General features: G+C 72.6%; 21 protein-coding genes. 5 read left to right on the top strand and 16 right to left on the bottom strand.

What is annotated here, in order from left to right:
• Positions 1-25 precede the first annotated feature (25 nt).
• The 15 genes from BOSE127_RS04555 to BOSE127_RS04625 form a co-directional block, all read right to left on the bottom strand.
• Positions 26-1,414 (bottom strand): flagellar hook-length control protein FliK, encoded by a 1,389-nt coding sequence (locus BOSE127_RS04555; RefSeq protein ID WP_159556354.1) that lies wholly within the window; start codon positions 1,412-1,414, stop codon positions 26-28.
• A complete protein-coding gene (locus BOSE127_RS04560) occupies positions 1,411-2,148 on the bottom strand; it encodes a C40 family peptidase (RefSeq protein WP_042537083.1) in 738 nt (245 codons plus the stop codon). Before BOSE127_RS04560 ends, BOSE127_RS04555 begins: the two co-directional genes overlap by 4 nt.
• Positions 2,145-2,576, bottom strand: coding sequence for a flagellar FliJ family protein (locus tag BOSE127_RS04565; protein ID WP_159556356.1), 432 nt, complete (start codon positions 2,574-2,576; stop codon positions 2,145-2,147). The genes BOSE127_RS04560 and BOSE127_RS04565 overlap by 4 nt, the downstream gene beginning before the upstream one ends.
• Positions 2,576-3,919, bottom strand: a complete 1,344-nt coding sequence (locus BOSE127_RS04570; protein WP_056068508.1) for a FliI/YscN family ATPase — start codon at positions 3,917-3,919, stop codon at positions 2,576-2,578. The genes BOSE127_RS04565 and BOSE127_RS04570 overlap by 1 nt, the downstream gene beginning before the upstream one ends.
• Complete coding sequence (locus BOSE127_RS04575) at positions 3,916-4,581, bottom strand: FliH/SctL family protein (RefSeq protein WP_042537077.1); 666 nt, start codon at positions 4,579-4,581, stop codon at positions 3,916-3,918. Before BOSE127_RS04575 ends, BOSE127_RS04570 begins: the two co-directional genes overlap by 4 nt.
• Entirely contained in the window at positions 4,574-5,614 is a 1,041-nt protein-coding gene (fliG, locus tag BOSE127_RS04580) for a flagellar motor switch protein FliG (protein ID WP_042537259.1), read from the bottom strand. The genes BOSE127_RS04575 and fliG overlap by 8 nt, the downstream gene beginning before the upstream one ends.
• Positions 5,615-5,622: 8 nt before the next feature.
• A complete protein-coding gene (fliF, locus tag BOSE127_RS04585) occupies positions 5,623-7,293 on the bottom strand; it encodes a flagellar basal-body MS-ring/collar protein FliF (protein WP_017886138.1) in 1,671 nt (556 codons plus the stop codon).
• Positions 7,293-7,628, bottom strand: coding sequence for a flagellar hook-basal body complex protein FliE (gene fliE / locus BOSE127_RS04590; RefSeq protein WP_042537074.1), 336 nt, complete (start codon positions 7,626-7,628; stop codon positions 7,293-7,295). The genes fliF and fliE overlap by 1 nt, the downstream gene beginning before the upstream one ends.
• On the bottom strand, positions 7,628-8,023 hold the full coding sequence (locus tag BOSE127_RS04595) for a flagellar basal body rod protein FlgC (RefSeq protein WP_017886136.1): 396 nt from the start codon (positions 8,021-8,023) through the stop codon (positions 7,628-7,630). Before BOSE127_RS04595 ends, fliE begins: the two co-directional genes overlap by 1 nt.
• Positions 8,020-8,364, bottom strand: coding sequence for a flagellar basal body protein (locus BOSE127_RS04600; protein WP_017886135.1), 345 nt, complete (start codon positions 8,362-8,364; stop codon positions 8,020-8,022). The genes BOSE127_RS04595 and BOSE127_RS04600 overlap by 4 nt, the downstream gene beginning before the upstream one ends.
• 247 nt (positions 8,365-8,611) lie before the next feature.
• Positions 8,612-8,914 (bottom strand): hypothetical protein, encoded by a 303-nt coding sequence (locus BOSE127_RS04605; RefSeq protein WP_052481616.1) that lies wholly within the window; start codon positions 8,912-8,914, stop codon positions 8,612-8,614.
• Positions 8,904-9,377, bottom strand: a complete 474-nt coding sequence (locus tag BOSE127_RS04610; RefSeq protein WP_159556358.1) for a flagellar export chaperone FliS — start codon at positions 9,375-9,377, stop codon at positions 8,904-8,906. Before BOSE127_RS04610 ends, BOSE127_RS04605 begins: the two co-directional genes overlap by 11 nt.
• Positions 9,378-9,388: 11 nt before the next feature.
• On the bottom strand, positions 9,389-10,777 hold the full coding sequence (gene fliD, locus BOSE127_RS04615) for a flagellar filament capping protein FliD (protein WP_231564021.1): 1,389 nt from the start codon (positions 10,775-10,777) through the stop codon (positions 9,389-9,391).
• 104 nt (positions 10,778-10,881) lie between these two features.
• Positions 10,882-11,721, bottom strand: a complete 840-nt coding sequence (locus BOSE127_RS04620) for a flagellin N-terminal helical domain-containing protein (RefSeq protein WP_031259268.1) — start codon at positions 11,719-11,721, stop codon at positions 10,882-10,884.
• Positions 11,722-11,839: 118 nt separating this feature from the next.
• A complete protein-coding gene (locus BOSE127_RS04625) occupies positions 11,840-12,655 on the bottom strand; it encodes a sigma-70 family RNA polymerase sigma factor (protein WP_040419087.1) in 816 nt (271 codons plus the stop codon).
• Between the two features lie 442 nt (positions 12,656-13,097).
• Here BOSE127_RS04625 and BOSE127_RS04630 point away from each other — a divergent pair, with 442 nt between their 5' ends.
• From BOSE127_RS04630 to BOSE127_RS04650, 5 genes are all read left to right on the top strand, one after another.
• Positions 13,098-13,583 (top strand): flagellar protein FlgN, encoded by a 486-nt coding sequence (locus BOSE127_RS04630; RefSeq protein WP_017886129.1) that lies wholly within the window; start codon positions 13,098-13,100, stop codon positions 13,581-13,583.
• 4 nt (positions 13,584-13,587) lie between these two features.
• Positions 13,588-15,009, top strand: coding sequence for a flagellar hook-associated protein FlgK (flgK, locus tag BOSE127_RS04635; protein WP_042537073.1), 1,422 nt, complete (start codon positions 13,588-13,590; stop codon positions 15,007-15,009).
• A 2-nt stretch (positions 15,010-15,011) separates the two neighbouring features.
• Positions 15,012-15,893, top strand: a complete 882-nt coding sequence (locus BOSE127_RS04640; protein WP_017886127.1) for a flagellin N-terminal helical domain-containing protein — start codon at positions 15,012-15,014, stop codon at positions 15,891-15,893.
• Complete coding sequence (gene fliW, locus BOSE127_RS04645) at positions 15,890-16,258, top strand: flagellar assembly protein FliW (protein ID WP_159556360.1); 369 nt, start codon at positions 15,890-15,892, stop codon at positions 16,256-16,258. The genes BOSE127_RS04640 and fliW overlap by 4 nt, the downstream gene beginning before the upstream one ends.
• Positions 16,259-16,513: 255 nt before the next feature.
• Positions 16,514-17,437 carry a hypothetical protein gene (locus BOSE127_RS04650; RefSeq protein ID WP_159556362.1) on the top strand — a complete coding sequence of 308 codons (924 nt, stop codon included), beginning with the start codon at positions 16,514-16,516 and terminating at the stop codon, positions 17,435-17,437.
• Between the two features lie 14 nt (positions 17,438-17,451).
• On the opposite strand, the gene BOSE127_RS04655 is transcribed toward BOSE127_RS04650, so the two are convergent.
• Entirely contained in the window at positions 17,452-18,099 is a 648-nt protein-coding gene (locus BOSE127_RS04655) for a hypothetical protein (protein ID WP_159556364.1), read from the bottom strand.
• Positions 18,100-18,110: the final 11 nt, after the last annotated feature.

Raw genomic sequence — 18,110 nt, forward strand, 5'->3', positions numbered from 1 at the left:
GGTGCGTTCCTGTTCGTGAGCCGGATCAGGCGAGGACGTCGAGTCCCGCGGTGCGGATGGAGGGCGTGTGGGTGGCGGGCTGCGTGCGCGGGGTGCCCCGCGCCTCCAGTCCGGGGTCGCCAGGCAGCACACGTGCGGCCGGGCGCTCGTCGCGACCCGGCGCGTCCTGCGGCTGGTTCTGCGACGACAGGTCGAGCGTGGTGCTCACACCGGTGCCGCCGGCGTCGCGTCGCAGGTCCGGCAGCACCTGGCGGACGGCCTCGCGGCCGGCGTCCGACGCGGCGAACAGCTCGACGTGCATGCCGTGCGCGGTGACGTGCGCGCGCACCGTGACCGGGCCGAGGCTGTCCGGCACGACCTGCACGGTGACGACGTGCTCGCCGGGGCCGGCCTGTGCGAGCGTGAACACCGGTCGCGCCAGCTGCTGGGCGAGCGGCGCCGGGGCCGGCGCGGTCGCCGCGGCGGGCGCGGCGGTCGGCGTCGTCGACATGACGAACGGGGTCTCGCCACCGCGGCTGGGGACGACGGCCGGGAGGCCCGGATCGCCCGGCGTCGACGCCTGCTGCTGGGTCCCGTGGCCGGCTCGGGAGCCGGTGCCGGCTGCCGGGGCGGCACCCGCTGCGACGGCCGGCAGCGGGGCCGGGGTGCCGGTGGAGGTGGCTTCGTCGGTCCGCGTCGGTGCCGCGGCCGGGATCGCCGCCGCCGGGACAGCGACGGTGGCGCCGGCGACCGCGGTCGGCGCGGGGGCGGTGCCCGGAGCGGCCTCGGAGGCAGCTGCCGGCGACGCGGTGCCCCTCGGCGGCACCGCGGGCGCCGACGGAGCGGTCGCCGTCACCGCGGGCACGGCCGGCACCGTCGCCGGTGCCTGCTGCGGGGCGACGGAAGCGGTTCCGCTCGTCGGCGTCGGGGCGGACGAGGTCTGTGACGCCGTGTCCGCGGCCGGCACCGGCACCGGCTTCGGTGTGGTCGTCGGGATCGCAGCGGTCCCGTCGGTTGCGTGCGGGCCCGCCACGGACGGCTCCCCCGTGCGGACGGCGGCCTGGCCCGCCGTCGTGCTCGTGGCGACGGCAGCCGGAGCGGCCGGCGCGGCTGGCGTGGCCGTGAGCCCGACGGCGAGCAGCGACTGCGCGTCGACGGACGTGGGATCGGTCGCCGGCACCGACCGGTCCGACGTCGAGGTCGAGGTCGACGCGGACGGCGTGACAGCGGTGCTCGGCGTCGCGGCCGAACCGTCCGCTGTGCGGCCCTCGGTGTCGTCCCGCTCGGCAGCACCGTCGCCGGCTCGCCGCTCGGTCGCGACGGCGGCGGTCAGTGCCGCACCGAAGGACCCGGCAGCCGCAGGGTCGGACGCTGCACCCCGGGTGGGGCTCGGTGCGGTGGGCACGGACGGCTGGGTGGCGATGGTCAGGCTCATGCGGCGCTCCCGGACTGCATCATGGACAGCAGCGCGGCGGTCTGCAGGTCGGTCGCGGAACGCGCAACCGAGGCGCTCGGCGCGGTGACGGCCGCCGGGGCCGCCTGCGCGGGGACGATCCGCCGGATCGTCGCGATGTCGCCGTCGGAGTACCAGTTGTCGACGATCCGGACGTCCTTGCCGGGGCGCGGCGCGTGCAGCACCTTGCCGTCGCCGACGTAGATGACGACGTGGCCCTCGCCCTTCGGGATGATCAGGTCCCCGGGCTGGGCGTCCTTGAGGGAGCCGACCTCGACGCCCATCTTCGCCTGGTCCGGCACGACCCGGGGCATCGTGACCCCGAGGTCCTTGAAGACCGTCTGCACCAGGCCCGAGCAGTCCATGCCCGCGGTCGTCTCCCCGCCGAACACGTACGGCACGCCGAGGTACTTCTTCGCGTCGGCCACGACGTCAGCCCCGGTGGCACCGCTGCCGGTGGCGAGGGTGCCGGCCCCGGCGTCGACCGAGGTCGCGGGGGCACGGGTGGCCGTCGGGGTGGCCGAGGCCGTCGCACCGGCAGCGGTCGCGGCGCCGGTCGTGCCGTCGGCGGTGGCGAGGGCGTCCGCGAAGGCCGCGGACCCCGCGGCACCGCTGGCGGCGGAGGCGCTCGGGGCAGCCGTGGCCGTCCCGCCGCGCAGCGTGTCGATCTGGGACCGGATCTCCGAGATCCGGGAGAGCACCGCTTCGACACTCATCGGGCACCACCTTCCGTGCGGCGTCGTGCCGCGATCTCGTCGAGGGCGTTCTGTTCGGTCCGGAGTTCCTCGGCCGCCTGCTGCTCGGTGTGCTTGCCCTCGAGCTTCTCGAGTCCGACGGCGGCACGGCGGGCGGCGGTGTGGTCCTGCTGCGCCCGGTCGGCGTCCGCGCGGCGGTTCTGCACGACGGCGTCGAGCTCCTCGAGCATCCCGCGCGTCGCGGCACGTGCTGCGGCGACGGCGCTCAGGGTGGCGGCGTCCTGGATCGGCCAGGCGTCCTCGCTGTCGGCGAGGCTCCGGCGTGCGGCGATCCGGGCGTCGGCCGCGTCACGCACACGCTCGTTCGCGGTGGCGAGCGTGGCGGCGGCACGGTCCTGCTGGGTGTGCCGCAGGCGCAGGAGCCCGGCGAGCGGGAAACGGCGGGCCATCACGACACCCCCAGCTGCTGCACGAGGCCGCCGAGGCGCTGCCAGGACGCATCTGCGGTGGCACGCTCGTCCATGCCCTGGCGCAGGAAGGCGTCGATCGATCCCTGGTGGTCGACCGCGGCGTCCACCAGGGGGTTCGATCCGCGCTGGTAGGCGCCGACGTCGAGCAGGTCCTGGGCACCGGCGCGCGCGGCCATCACCTTCCGCAGCACGGTGGCCGCGGCTCGCTGCTCGGGTCGGGTGACCTTCGAGGCGACACGGGAGACCGAGCCGAGGGCGTCGACCGACGGGAAGTGCCCGGTGATCGCGAGCTTGCGGTCGAGCACGACGTGACCGTCCAGGATGCTGCGGGCGGCGTCCGCGATCGGCTCGTTGTGGTCGTCGCCGTCGACCAGCACGGTGTACATGCCGGTGATGCTGCCGACGCGGTCGGTCCCGGCGCGCTCGAGCAGGCCGGCGAGCACCGAGAACGTCGACGGTGGGTAGCCCCGGGTGGCCGGCGGCTCCCCCACCGACAGGCCGATCTCGCGCTGCGCCATGGCGACGCGCGTGAGTGAGTCCATCATGAGCACGACGTCCTGGCCGGCGTCGCGGAACGACTCCGCGATGCGGGTGGCCACGAACGCGGCACGCAGGCGCATGAGCGCGGGTTCGTCCGAGGTCGACACGACGACGATCGAGCGGGCGAGCCCCTCGGGTCCCAGGTCGTCCTCCAGGAATTCCCGGACCTCGCGGCCGCGCTCCCCCACCAGGGCGATGACGTTGACGGCCGCGTCGCTGCCCCGCGCGATCATCGAGAGCAGCGAGGACTTGCCCACGCCGGACCCGGCGAACAGGCCCATGCGCTGCCCACGGCCGACCGTGGTCAGGGTGTCGAGGACCCGCACGCCGAGCTGCATGGGCGTGTCGATGCGGGTCCGCGCCATCGCGCTCGGGGTGTCGTGGTCGAGCGGGACCCAGGTGACGGGTTCGCCCCGGGGGCCTTCGAGCGGGCCGCGGTCGTCGATCGGCCGGCCGAGCCCGTCGAGCACCCGGCCGAACAGTCCGGAACCGGTCGGCACGAGCACCGGGCGGCCGGTCGGACGCGCCGGTGTGCCGGCGGTGACCCCGATCAGACGGCCGAGCGGCATGCAGCGGATGCCCGAGGCATCCGTGGCGACGACCTCGACCGCGGTCTGTTCGCCGTCCTCGGCGCCCACCGTGACGACGTCGCCGACGCGGGCGTCGAGCCCGGCGATCGTCAGCCCCAGGCCGACGGCGCTCGTCACGACGCCCACCCGCTGGGGTGCGGCGCGCAGCAGCGCCTCGTCGAGGCCGCGCGGGCGGAGCAGGGTGGCGGTCACCGGTCGGCTCCCGTCGCGTCGACACCGAGCGCGGTGCGTGCGCGGTCGAGCGCCGTCGCGATGCGCGCGTCGAGGATGCCGTCCGGCAGGTCGACGACGGCGTCGCCGTCGCGCAGCGTGCCGTCCGCCATCACCGGGACCGGCAGGTCGAGCCCGGCGACGCGCGCAGCGTCCGCCGGGCTGAGCCGGACGGCCACCGGGACCGTGCGGTCGACGGACGCGAGCGCCCGCCGGACGGTGGCCTCGGCGCCGGAGGTGATCCGGGCCTCCCGGCTGCCCGGTCCGTCGAGGACGGTCGCGTCGTGCGCGGGCCTGGAGGCGCGGACCACGTTGCCGACGATCGCCTCGGCCAGGTCGACTGCCGCGCTCGCGACCGACGCCTCGGCGTCCGCCAGGACGGGTGCGACCGCGGACAGCAGGGCGTTCGTGGCGGCGTCGAGGACCGCGATGCGACGTGCCGTGTCGGCCTGCAACGCGGTGACCCGGGCGGCGTGCTCGGCTTCGAGCCGGGCGCGCAGGGCCTCGGTCTCGGCCTGCGCAGCACGCAGCCCGGCGGTGTAGCCGGCCGCGTGCCCGCGGACGTCGGCGCTCGACGCGCGGTCGCGTCCGGCGGTGGCGGTGATCGCCGGGAAGGCGACGCGGTGCACGACGGTGTCAGTCAACGAGCTCGTCCTCCTCGGCGCGGTGCACGGTGACGATGCCCTGGGCCTCGAGTTCCCGCACGGAACGGACGACCTCGGCACGCGCTTCCTCGACCTGCGAGACCCGCACCGGGCCCATGGCCTGCAGCTCGTCGTCGAGCAGTTCGCGGTTGCGCTCGGACACGTTCGCGCGGATGGTCTCGACGACCGGCCCGGCGGCGCCCTTCATGGCGGTCGCGAGGATCTTGGAGTCGATGCCGCGCAGCACCTGCTGGATGTCGCGGGACTCGAGCTTCACGATGTCCTCGAAGGTGAGCATGCGGGAGCGGATGTCCTCGGCGAGCTCCGGGTCGCGGGCCTCGAGTCCCTCGAGCACGGCCTTCTCGGTCGCGACGTCGGAGCGGTTGATGATGTCGACCAGGGGTGCGATGCCGCCGACGACCTCGACGCTCTCGCGCGGCGAGACGACCGCACCGGCACGCTGGCGCAGCACCCCGGCCACGATGCCGACGGCCTCGGGCGTCGCGCTGCCCATGGTGGCGAACGCCTGGGCGACGTCGGTGCGGACACGCTCGTCGACGCCGGCGAGCACGGCGCTGGCCTGCCCCGGGCCCAGGTGCGCCAGCACGAGGGCGATGGTCTGCGGCAGCTCGCCCTCGAGCAGGGTGACGACCTGGCCGGGTTCGGCGTCGTCGAGGAAGTCGAACGACTGCCCGGCGAGGTTCGAGGCCAGACGGTCCATCACGCCGGCGGCCCGCTCGGCGCCGAACGACGCCTCGAGCAGCCCGAGGGCGGTCTCCTTGCCGCCGCGCTTCTGCGTGCGGCCGCTCATCGTGAGGCGGTGGAACTCGCTCATGGTCTGGTCGACGACGGTGTCCTCGAGGCGGCGCATCCGGACGATCTCGGCGGAGATCTCCTCGGCCTCCATCTCGGTGAACTGCTTCATCACCGCGCTCGCGCGCTCGGTCTCCATCTGCATGAGGATGAGCGCGACCTTCTGCGCGCCGGTCAGGGCACGGTCGCTCGGGCCGGTTCCGCCGCCGGGGCTCGGCATCAGCGCGCTCACACCGGCGCCCGGTCGTCCAGCAGCCCGCGCAGGAGCTCGGCGGTGCGCTTCGGGTCGCGCTCGGCCAGGGCGGAGATGTCCTGACGGCGGCGCTCTGCCGTGATCTCCTCGGTGGTCAGCACCTCGGTCGGGGCGTCCCCGGCAGGCATCGCCGAGAGCACGGCGGTCGGGGCGTCACCGGCACCGAGCGTCGCCCGGTCGTCGAGCCCGTCCATCGCGAGGGGCAGCTGGAACGTCTCGCCGGCGAAGGCGTCGAGCTCGCCGAGGTCGACGGCCTCGCGCTCCTGCTTGCGGTTGCGGCGGGCGACGAAGAACATGATCGCGATGACGGCCAGGACGATGCCGATCACGATGCCGGCGGTGCGGATCGACGACCACAGTGCTTCCTGCTGGTCGGCCTTCTGCTGCTCCTCGAGCGCCTTCGCGGCCTGGTCGGAGGCACTCGTGTCGAAGTCCATCATCGCCACCTTGACCTGGTCGCCACGGGCCTGGTCGACTCCTGCAGCGGCGGACACCAGGTCGTTGATGCTCTGCAGGTTCGCGTTCTGCACGGCGTCGGCCTTCGAGTTCAGCGCGACCGAGATGGTCTGCCGGTCGAGCCCGCCCGAGGGGATCTGCGTGGTCTCGGTGGTGTGGTCGACGGCGTTGTTCTTCGTCGCCGACTCGTTCTTGTACCCGTCGTCGCCGGCGCCGCTCGTGGCGGTGCCGTTCGGGACGGCGATGTTGTCCGGGCCGAGGACGCCGGTGGCACCGTTCCCTGCGCCGGCACCGGCGCCGTACTCCTCGGTGGTGCTCGACTCGTTCAGCGCGACCGGGCCCGAGGTCGGGCTCGTGTAGCTCTCCGACGTCCGGGTGCCGGACTCCTGGTTCATCGTCCCCGAGACCACGACGGTCGCGTTGCCGGCCCCGAGCGTGGTGTCGAGCAGGTCCTGGATCTTCTTGCTCGTCGCCGCGTCGTAGTCGGCGGCCTGGTCCGCGCCGCTGCCGGTCGCACCGGTGCCCACGGCCGACAGGGTCTGGCCCTTCGCGTCGACGACGGAGACGTCGGTGGGCTGCATGCCCTCGACCGAGGCGCTCGTCAGGTGCACGACGGCCTGCACCTGGTCGGTGCTGAGCTGCGTGCCGTTCTCGGTCGCGATGAACACCGACGCGGTCGGGTCCTTCTCCTCGGACACGAACACGGACTTCTCCGGGATCGCGAGCTGCACGGTGGCGGTCTGCACGCCGTCCATCGCGCCGATGGTCTTGGCGAGCTCGCCCTCCATCGCACGCTTGTACGTGACGTCCTGCTGGAACTCCGAGCTCGTCACGCCCATCTTGTCGAGCAGCGAGTAGCCGCCCTCGTTCGACGACGGCAGGCCGTTCGACGCCGCCTTGAGCCGCTCGGAGTACACCTGCGCCTGCGGCACGAGGATCGTCGCACCGCCGTCGGTGAGCTGGAACGGCACGCCGTCGGTCTGCAGCTGGTCTGTGATGGAGCTCGCGTCGGCCGCGGCGAGCCCGGTGAAGAGCGGCGCGTAGGACGCCTTGCCGAGCCAGGACGCCAGGGCGATCCCGCCGAGCACGAGTGCCGCGATCGCCAGGATCGCGATGGTGCGCTGGGCGGCGGAGAAGCCCTTGACGTACGCGGACAGGCGTGCGAGGACGTTCTTGACGGCGACGGGCATCAGGCCTGCATCCTCATGATCTCGTTGAAGGCGTCGACGCCCTTGTTGCGGACGGCGGAGACGAGCTCGAGCGTGACCTGCGCGCGGGTGGCGGCGATCGTGGCGTCGTGGATGTCGTCGAGGTTGCCGGTGACGGCCTTGAGCGCGAGGGTCTTCGAGTCGCTCTGCAGCGACTGCAGCCCGTCGACGGCGTTGCCGAGGCTCGCGGCGAACCCGCTGCCGTCGGTGCTCGTCGCGCCCGCAGCGCCGGCGACGTCGCTGGACGTGCCGGACACACCGGTCAGTGCGTTCGTCATCGCGTTGGTGGTCACACCGTTGACGGCGTCGATGGGCATCAGTTCTTCCCGATCTGCAGTGCCGCCTCGTAGGCGGTCTTGGCACGGTCGACCACGGCGGCGTTCGCCTGGTAGCCGCGCTGGGCCATGATGAGGTCCGCCATCTGCGTGCCGAGGTCGATGTCGGGCATGCGGACGTAGCCCTCCTCGTTCGCGAGCGGGTTGTCCGGGTCGTAGGTGACACGGCCGGCGGCGCTGCCGAACGCGGCGCCCTTGACGTAGGCACCGGAGACGCCGGCGCCTTCCTGCACCTCGACGTACCGCGCCTGGAACGCGGTGTCGTCCATCGACTTCACGGTGTTCGCGTTGGCGATGTTGTCCGAGACGGCGTCGAGCCACTTCCGGTGCACGGTCAGACCGGTGCTCGCGATGCCGATCGCGTCGAAGGTCGTCACGAGTTCGTCCGCATCGCCGCACGGACGCTGGTGAGCTCGGAGTTCATCGCCTGCGTCGCGAACTGGTACCGCAGCACCGTGTCGATGTTCGACAGCGTCTCCTCGTCGAGGTTGACGTTGTTGCCGTTCGTGTTCGTCGGCTCGAGGCTGCGCGCCATCGTCGGCGTGGTGGCGCCGTCGCCGTCCACGATCGACTTCGCCAGGGCGTCCTCGAACTGGACCTTCTCGGCGTGGTAGTTCGTCGTGTTGATGTTCGCGATGTTGTTCGCGATCACCTTCTGACGCATCGACAGGCCGTCGAGTGCACTCTGCAGCGCGACGCTCGTCACGGAATCGAACACGGAAGGGTCCCCCTCGTCAGGGCGTGTCGTCGTGCTGACGACGTCGCCGTGCGGTGGTGGCCGATCCCTGGCCGAACTGGTGAGCGATCCGTGCTCGTGGGGCGCTATCGGAGCCCGTCGTCGGCCGCGTTAGGCGTCGCCCCGAACGGGGGGCGGTCGGCGCTGCACGTGGCGGAGCACCCGAGATGCGACAGAGCACCCGTCGATCGACGGGTGCTCTGTCGCAGAACTGGTGCGGGGGTGCGGGTCAGGCGGACGCGTCGAGGTACACGGATCCGCGGGGCTCGCGCGTGGCGTCGACGGCGCGCAGGGCACCGAGGTGCTCCAGCGTCGAGCGGCGGTCCGCCTCGAGCGCCGTCATGCGGTCCCGCTGCGCGGCGAGCAGCCGGGAGGCCCGTCCCACCAGGTCGCGCGGCAGCGGTCCCAGCCCGGCTGGCTCCGACCACCCGGCCACGGCCGTGGAACCGGCCGCCTGCCCGGCGGCGTCGCGTTCCAGGGACGTGAGCAGGGCCTCCCAAGCGGCTCGTCCGTCGGGCTGCTCAGGCGACACCGAGGGCTCCCCCGGTCGGCTGCTGCGTGGCGGGCGTCGCGGGCAGCGACGCAGCCGCCTCGTGCCACGACTGTCGCAGCGGCTCGAGGATCCGGATGCAGTCGCGGGTCGCCTGCACGTCGCGGTGCACGTTGGCGGTGATGAGCGACGTGGACGCGTAGTTGTACACGGCGAGCAGGCCCTCGCCGCCGTCCCAGACGTCGATCCGGAGCGTGCTGGACAGCTCCCCCACGATGGCCTGGGCGTGCAGGAGCTGTTCGCGTGCCGCCGTCCAGTCGGCGGCGACCTGCGCGGCCTCGGCCCGGTGCAGGTCGAGCAGCAGTCGGTCGTAGAGCATCGTCACGAGCTGGGCCGGGGTCGCCGAGAGCACGGCCTCGTTCGTGTACTGGGCACGTCGCTGGTCGGTGACGGTGCGGGGCTGGGCAGCCTGGCGGAAAGCGGCGGCCTGGAAGTCGAAGGTCATGGTCGTTCCCGTCAGCTCGACGTCGAGGCGAGCTGGCTGGCGAGCCAGCTCGACTGCGACTGGAGCTTGCTGAGGCTGGTCTCGAGTGATGCGTAGAGGGTCTGCAGCGAGGCCCGGCGCATCGCCAGCCGGTCGGTCCAGCTGTCGATCTGGGTGGTCAGGTCCTTCGCAACGGCCTGCTGGCCGGTGATGGAGGTCGTGACGGAGCCGTCGTACTTGTCGGACGCGGCGGTGGCTGCGGCGCCGACGTTGGCGGCCACGCCGGAGAGCATCGCCTGGGTGGCCTTCGGGTCGGTCGCGAGGGCCTTCTGGAAGACCTCGGGGTCGAAGGTGAAGGTGCCGTCCTTCATGATCACGATGCCGATCGTCGACGGCGACTTGCCGTCGACAGGGGCGGACATCGTGCTCGTCAGGCGCTGCACCGCGTCGCGGGAGGCGCCGTCGCCGGTCAGGACACCCGCCTTGGTCGTCGTGGTGCCGGACGTGGCACTGGTCGTGCTCGACACCGTGGTGTTCGTCTTGTAGTAGGCCGCGATCGCGTTCATCGCGTCGACGAGCCCGGAGGCCACGGACTGGGCCTTCGTGGTGTCCTGCGCGACGGTGACGGTGACCGGCTCGGCGGTGGTCTTCGACACCGTGACGTCGACCCCGGGGACGAGGCCCGTGAAGGTGTTGGTGGCGCTCGTGACCGTCTGCGCGGCGGCGGTGCCGGCCCAGAGGGTGACACTGGCATCGGTCGCCGCGGTCACGACCGCGGCACCGGTCTCGGTCAGGACGTTCGTCGCGGTGCCTGCTGCCACGGCGTCCGCGCCACCCCGGTACACCTGGAACCCGCCGGCCGCCCCGGTCTTCGCGGACGTGAGCTGCAGGCGGGAGAGCTTGGTGCCGTCGGCGTCGGTACCGGCGGAGACCTTCGTCGCGGTGACGCCCGCACCGGACTTGTTCAGGGCGGACACGACGTCGTCGAGGGAGCCGGACGTCGGCGTCACCGTGGTCGACTTGCCGTCCGCGCCGACGATCGTGATCGGCTGCGCATCGCTGGACCACGTCGACATCGCAGCCGTGACACCGACCTGGGCCGAGGCGGTCGATCCGACGGTGAAGCTGATGGACCCGGCGGTCGCGCCGGTGCCGGTGAGGGCCGTGACGCCGGCAGCGCTGCTCGTCGCGGCGAAGAGGTCCAGCGACGAGGCCTTCGCGGCGTCCGCGGCCTTGGTGGCGAGCCCCTGGATCAACCCGTTGAGCGTCTGCAGTGACGAGATGAACGAGTTGGTGGTGGTGAGCTTGTTCTTGAGCAGGGTCTGCGGGACGCCCTCGACGCTCATCAGCGAGTTGATGAGGTCGGTCGTCTTGAGACCGCTGACCAGACCGTCGATCGCGAGGCTGGTGCTCGAGGACACGGACGAGGACATCGTCGACACTCCCTGGCGTCGTGGAGGTGGTCAGGACGGCGAGGTCCGCCCTCCGTGCCCGCAGGGGGCCCGGAGGGCGGACCGCGTGATGGCTAGCGCAGGAGCGAGAGCACGCCCTGGGTGCTCTGGTTCGCCTGCGCGAGCATCGAGGTGCCGGCCTGGCTCAGGATGTTGTCGCGCGTGTACTTGACCATCTCCTGTGCCATGTCGACGTCGGTGATGCGCGAACCGGCAGCCGTCAGGTTCTCCTTGGCCACGTTCGTCACGTTGATGGCGTGGTCGAAGCGGTTCTGGATGGCACCGATGGTCGAACGAGCGGAGGAGACGTACTTGATCTGCTCGTCGATCGCGGTGATGGCAGCCTGAGCGTTCGTGGCCGAGTCGAAGGTGAGCGCGCCGACCGCGGTCGACACGGACTCCACGTTCGACTTCGACAGGTCCACGTCGATCTGGCTCGCCGCGTCACCGTTCGCGCCGACCTGGAACTTCAGCACCCCTGCGGCGCCGGCGGAGCCGTCGAGCAGCTTGATGCCGTTGAAGTTGGTCGACGCCGAGATGCGGGTGAGCTCCTTGGTGAGCTCGCCGACCTCGGTGGTGATCGCCTTCCGCGAGTCCTCGTTGTTCGAGTCGTTGCCGGCCTGGACGGCCAGGTCGCGCATGCGCTGGAGGATCGAGTGGGTCTCGGTGAGGCCACCTTCAGCGGTCTGCACGACGGAGATGCCGTCCTGCGCGTTGCGGGCGGCGACCGTGAGGCCACCGACCTGGGACTTCAGCCCCTCGGAGATCGTCAGACCGGAAGCGTCGTCGGCAGCACGGTTGATGCGGAGGCCGCTCGAGAGCTTCTCGAGGGACTTCGACAGGTCGTTCTGCGTCGAGTTCAGGTTCCGGTACGTGTTGAGTGCCGAGAGGTTGGTGTTGATGGACATACCCATGGTGGTTTCCTCCGTGAACGTGGGTCGTGCGTCTGCCCGTCCGTGGGCTGACATGGATGACTCTCGGCCGGTCGCCGGGAGTCGTTAGGGGATCGGCGGAGAAGTTTCCGCCGACGTCTCAACTCGCCGCGACGGCCGGTCCTGCTGCAGCGTCGTGCACCGCGCGGGCGACACCGGCGGCGGCGTTCGTGGCGACACGGGCCAGGTACGCACTGCGACGGGCCGCGGTGGTGCGGCTGGCGGGCTCGACGGTGGTGCCGTCGCCGTAGTGGGCGGCGAGACCGTCGTGGAGCAGGCGCATCGCCTCGGAGCGCTGCTGCGAGACGGCGGAGTGCGTGATGCCGAGCTCGGCGGCGACGTCGGTGACCGATCGGTCGCCGAAGTACACGGCCTCGACGATGAAGCGCATCCGCTCGGGCAGGGCCTCGACCGCGGCGCGGAGGTACCGGCGTTTCTCGGTCTCGAGCAGGTCGTCCCCCGGGAGCGGCAGGTCGGCCGCGACCAGGTCGTGCACGGTCTCGTCGAGGGGCGCGACGGTGCGGGCGGCGTCGCTCATCGCGTCCACCGCGGTCTGCTTGTCGACGCCCATCGCGTCGGCGATCTCCTGCGCACCGACGGTCCGGCCGAGTCGCGCCGACAGGGCCTCCTGCGTGGCCAGGGTCTCGCGGATGCGCTTGCGGGTGCCGCGGGAGGCCCAGTCGGCCGAGCGCATGTCGTCGGCCAGTGCCCCGGTGATCCGGGTGCGGGCGTAGGCGCCGAACGGGACGCCGAGGGTGGGGTCGAACGCATCGGCCGCGGCGACGAGGGCGAGGGACCCGACGGCGGCGAGGTCGTCGCGGTCCAGGTGCGTCGCCCGGGAGCGGACGTCGGCCACGATGTAGCCCACGAGCGGGAGGTGCTCCACGATCATCGCGTTGCGTTCGGTGCGGTCCATGCTCATCCCCTGGTCGACCTGACGTGTGTCGGCTCACCCGTCCGTGGGCGCGACGAGCGCCGGCCTCGGATGGCCGGTGCGTACGCCGAAGAACCGCCCGGGTCCCTCCGAGCGGAGCACCCCGTGTCGTTCCCGAGCAGTTCCGGGCGTCCCCCGGGGTGCGTTCTGAATGTATCGGCTGGCAATGGGCTGAGTGGGTCCACATGCGTCCCCAGTGCGGGGGTGTCAGGGCCCGGATCCGGTCGGCATTTCTGGGGACTCCGGGTGGGGAACGACCGTTCTTGTCCCCCGACAGGGCTCATCGGGTCACAGTCTCGGCGAGTACTGAGTCGGCACTCGGCCGCCGGGGCTTACGGTCGCGACCACCGAGTCGATAGGTCCCGGTGTCCGCAGGATGACGGACCGGGGGCCACCCCGACGAACCACCACCTGGGAGGAGCTGATGAGCGTGAACGACCTGTCCGCCGTGCTCTGGCGCGAACGCGAGCTGCTCGAACTGCTCACCTTCAAGCTCGAGGAGGAGCAGCTCCTGCTCACCGCGGGCCGCTCCCGCTGGGTGTCGCACGCCAGCCGCGAGGTCGAGCAGGTCCTCGACCGGCTCCGCAGCACCGGACTCGAGCGCGCCGCGCAGAGTGCCGAGGTCGCCGAGGAGTGGGGCGTGCCCGCCGACGCTCCCCTGCGGGACGTCGTCGCCGCGGCGCCGAACGGCCCGTGGGGCGAGATCCTGTCGTCGCACCTCACCGCGATGGTCGAGCTGACCACCCAGATCGGCGCGCTGCGCGACGAGAACGACCGGTTCCTCCGTGCCGCCGCCCAGGCCACCGAGGAGACCCTGGCCGGGACCGTCACCGGCGCCGCCACCTACGACGCCACCGGCACGTCGGGTGCCGGCGCGGACGGCGCCCGCCTGTTCGAGGGGACGCTGTAACACCGTGGTCAGCACCTTCGGATCCCTCGCGACGGCGTACTCCGGCCTCGCCGCGGCCCGGGCCGGCATCGACGTCACCGGCCAGAACATCGCCAACGCCGGCACCGCCGGGTACACGCGGCAGCGCGTCACGCAGAACTCGGTCCCCGCGACCCAGACCGGCTTCATGCGGGGCACCGCGGCCCTCGCCGGCCAGGGCGTCTCCGTCGACGGCATCGCCCGCCTGGCGTCCCTGACGCTCGACGCCGGCGTCCGCGTCGCCGCCGGTTCGTCGGCGTACGCCGACGCCCGCGCCAGCGCACTCTCCGCCCTCGAGACCGGATTGCACGAGCCCGGCAAGGACGGTCTGAGCGCCAAGCTGGATGCGTTCTGGTCGTCCTGGAGCGAGCTCGCCAGCCACCCCGACGACCCCGGTGCCGCGAGCGCGGTGCTCGGGGCCGCGGGCACCGTCGTCTCCGCCCTGGCCGCCGGATCGAAGGCCGTCGATGCGCAGTGGTCGTCGGTGCGCGGCTCCCTGACCGGCCAGGTCGCCCAGCTGAACGGCGCCGCGGAGCAGGTCGCGGACCTGAACGGCCGGATCCGCACCGCACTGGCGTCGGGCGGCACCGCCAACGAGCTGCTCGACCAGCGCGACCAGCTCACGCAGCAGATCGCCACGCTCGCCGGCGGCACCACCCGGACCAACGCCGACGGCACGGTCGACGTGCTCCTCGGTGGCAACCCGCTCGTGCAGGGCACCGACGCCCGCTCGGTCGCCCTCGGCGGCGGCGAGCGTCTGGCCGACGGCACCGCGGTCACCCTGACCTGGACCACCGGCACGGCCGGGGCCGTCGGGCTGAGCGGCGGGTCGATCGGCGGAGCCCTCGCCGTCCTGGCGCCCGCGTCCGGCACCGGCACCGGCGGGGCACTCGCCGAGGCGTCCGCGTCCTACGACGCCGTGGCCACCCGACTCGCCACCACCGTGAACGCCCTGCACGCCACCGGGACCACCCCGGCCGGCGCCACGGGCGCACCGTTCTTCTCGCTCGCGACCGGTGTGCCCGCCGCCCAGGCGCTCGGCGTCGTCCCCACGGACGCCGGCGGCCTGGCGACGCGGAACGCGGCGGGCGAACTCGACGACTCGTTCGCCGACGCGCTCGCGCGACTCGGGGCGTCGTCCGACGGTGCCGACCAGGTCTGGGCGACGTTCGTGACGGGGGTGGGCACCGCCTCCAGGTCGGCGACGTCGGAATCGACGCTGACCGGACTCGCGCTCACCAACGCACGCACCCAGCAGCAGTCGAGCGCCGGCGTCGACCTCGACGAGGAGAACGTGAACCTGCTGAGCTACCAGCACGCGTACCAGGGCGCCGCGCGCGTCCTGACCGCCGTCGACGAGATGCTCGACACCATCATCAACCGAGTCGGACTCGTCGGGAGGGGCTGATCGTGATCACCCGTGTGACCACCCAGATGTCGATGGCGGCCGCCTCGGCCCGGCTGCAGGCCGGTGCCGCGAAGGTCGCCGAGCTCACCGACCAGGCCACGACGCTGCGCGCCATCCAGAAGCCGTCCGACGACCCCGTCGGCACCGCGTCGTCGATGCAGGTGCGCAAGGAGCAGGCCGCTGCGGCGCAGTACTCGCGGAACGCCGACGACGCCGCGGCGTGGCTCGCGACCACCGACAGTGCACTGTCGAGCGTGTACGGGGTGCTCAACAACGTCCGCGACCTCACGGTCCAGGCCGCGAACTCGGGCACCATGAGCGAGACGAACCGCGACGCCTTCGTCACGCAGTTCCGGTCGCTCAAGGCCGACCTCGAGGCACGAGCCAACACCACCTACGGCACCCGTTCGGTGTTCGCGGGGTCGTCGACCGCCGCTGCCGCCCACGACCCGGCCACGGGTTGGGCGGCCTCGGGCACCGACGTGTCCCGGCGGATCGGTGACGGCACGACCGTCCGCGTCGACACCACCGGCACCGCGGTCTTCGGATCCGGTGACGACTCGGTGTTCGCCGTGATCGACTCCATCGTCAGCGACCTGCAGAACGGGGTGAACGTGAACGCGCGGATCAACGACGTGGACGGCGCGCTCGGGACCGTCCGCGGCGCCCAGGCCGACGTCGGGGTCCGGCACGCCGCCGCGCTCGCGGCGCAGGACTCACTGAAGTCCGCGACCGTCTCGCTCGAGAGCCGCCGCGCCGGCATCGAGGACGTCGACCTCGCCAAGGCCGTCCTCGACCTGCAGGTGCAGCAGACCAACTACCAGGCAGCCCTCGCCGTCACCGCGAAGGTCCTGCAGCCGACCCTGATGGACTACCTCCGATGAGCATCTCCCTGACCTTCGCCGTCCCGCCGTTCGGACTCGCTGCCGCGCCGGCCTTCGCCCTGTCGCCCGTCGACGGCGCCGAGGGGCTGTTCACGCTCGTCGGTGACGACGCGCGGCTGTTCCTGCTCGACGCCGCGGTGCACCTGCCGTCGTACGCGCCCGAGCTCACCGACGAGCAGGCCGCCGGGCTCGGGCTGACCAACCCCGCGGACGCGATGCTGCTGGTGGTCGCGAACCCCGGGGCGTCCGGCACCACGGTCAACCTGCTCGCGCCGATCGTCGTGAACGCCCGCACCGCCGTGGGCGCCCAGGTCATCCTCGAGGAGCAGGACCTGCCGCTGCGGGCGGAGCTCGCGCGGGTGTAGCGCGCGCGGTCGCGCCGGGCGCACCCGTTCTGCGACATTCCACCAGTCGTTCGCGTCGTGCACCGTCGGAACATGCACACGCAGTAGTTGCGCGCACATCAGGCGACAACACACGAGTCGTTCGACGCGTGGATCGTCGGAACATGCACACGCACTGCAGGCGGTCAGTCCTCCACAGGGCGTCGCCGCCGCCAGAGTCTCCACAGATCGGCGTCCGGAGCGTGCTGGATCTCCGCGTTCGGCGAGCCTGGTGTCATGTTCAGAGCGAACGACGTCGAACTGATCCGCACATCGGGCGCGACCTCCGCCGAACGCCGTGCCCTCGAACGCGACGTTCGCCGCGGACGCTTCGAACGCCTCCGTCCGGGCGTCCTCGTCCACCCGGGTGGCCTCGCCGGGCTGCACCCCGGCGAGCAGCACCACGTGCTCGTCCGGGCCTCGGCGCACCGGATCCGTGACACGGACGTCGTCTCACACCAGTCTGCCTGCGCCGTCCTCGGTCTGCCGTTGGTCGCAGCGGCACCGCCGAAGGTGCACCTCTCCGATCCGACCACGACGCACACTCGTGTCACGGCGTGGTTCGTCCGGCACGGCTCGCAGATGCGGCCGCCCGCGGTCAGGATCGACGAGGACTCGATACCCACGACGACCCCGGCGAGGACCGCGATCGACGTCGCTGCGACTCGCGCGTTGTTCGAGGCGCTGCCCGTCGTCGACTCCGTGCTCTCGCGTCGGCTCAGCGATCGCGCGACCCTCGAGGCGGAGTTCGCAGCGCTGACAGCGGCCCGCAGCAAGGCGGGCATCGCGATCGCGATGGGGTCGGCACTGTCGGGGTCGCCGGCGGAGTCGGTGTGCCGGGTTCGGTTCCGCGAGCTCGGCGTGCCCGAGCCGGTGCAGCAGCACGTGTTCGCCCGGGCAGGATCGGAGACGGCGGTGGTGGACTTCTGGTTCCCGGACCAGGGCGTCGTGGTCGAGGTCGACGGCCGCGCGAAGTACGAGGACCCGGTGATGCTCGACGGGCGTTCGACCGCCGATGTGCACTGGCGCGAGAAACGACGTGAGGACTTCATCCGGTCGTGCCCCGGTGTCCGCGCGGTCATCCGGCTCTCCTGGTCCGACCTGATGCAGCCCGACCGGGTGCGGGCTGCGCTCCGGCGCGCAGGTGTGCCGTGCGGGTGACCCACCACGGACGGTCAGCGCGGGCGGTGCGGTGCCTCGGGGTGGTACTCCCGCTGGCGCTCCACCGTCGGCGAACCGGAGACTCCGCGGCCGTTCAGCACCCCGCCGACCACGACCTCGCCGACCCCCACGCGCACACCACGGACGGGCCCCGTGCCCTTGACCACACCGCCGCGGTGGTCCGGGTCGGGTTCGCGGTGGTCGCCGCCGTCCGCCAGTTCGACGTCCCGGACGGACACTGGTCCGAGCACCTGCGCGCCGGAGCCGATGCGCGCCGGCCCCTCGACGAGACACCCGGCCGTCAGGCGGGCGCGACCACCCACCACCACGTCGGATCCCGTCGCGATGATCGTCACCGGTCCGGGCCCGAGTTCGGCGTCCTCGCCGACGTGCCCGGTCGCCGCGGACGCGACGATGGTCACCGGCCCGGGGCCGAGTCGTGCTCCGGAAGCGACCGAGATCAGGCCGCCGTCGCGGGTCTCCAGGGTCGTGGACGGGTACAGCACGGTTCCGGGCAGGACGGTCACGCCCGCCCCGATCAGGACGGACCCGGGGTCGAGCACGCGGACGTCCGGTGCGAGCGCGGTGACCTCGTGGACGGGCAGGAACCCGGCCGCGCGGCGAGCCACGTCGAGGGGTCGCGCTGTCCGGTCGCCGTCCATCCAGCGAGCCT

The organism is Curtobacterium sp. 8I-2 (assembly GCF_902506155.1).
GTDB classification, from domain to species: Bacteria; Actinomycetota; Actinomycetes; order Actinomycetales; family Microbacteriaceae; genus Curtobacterium; species Curtobacterium poinsettiae.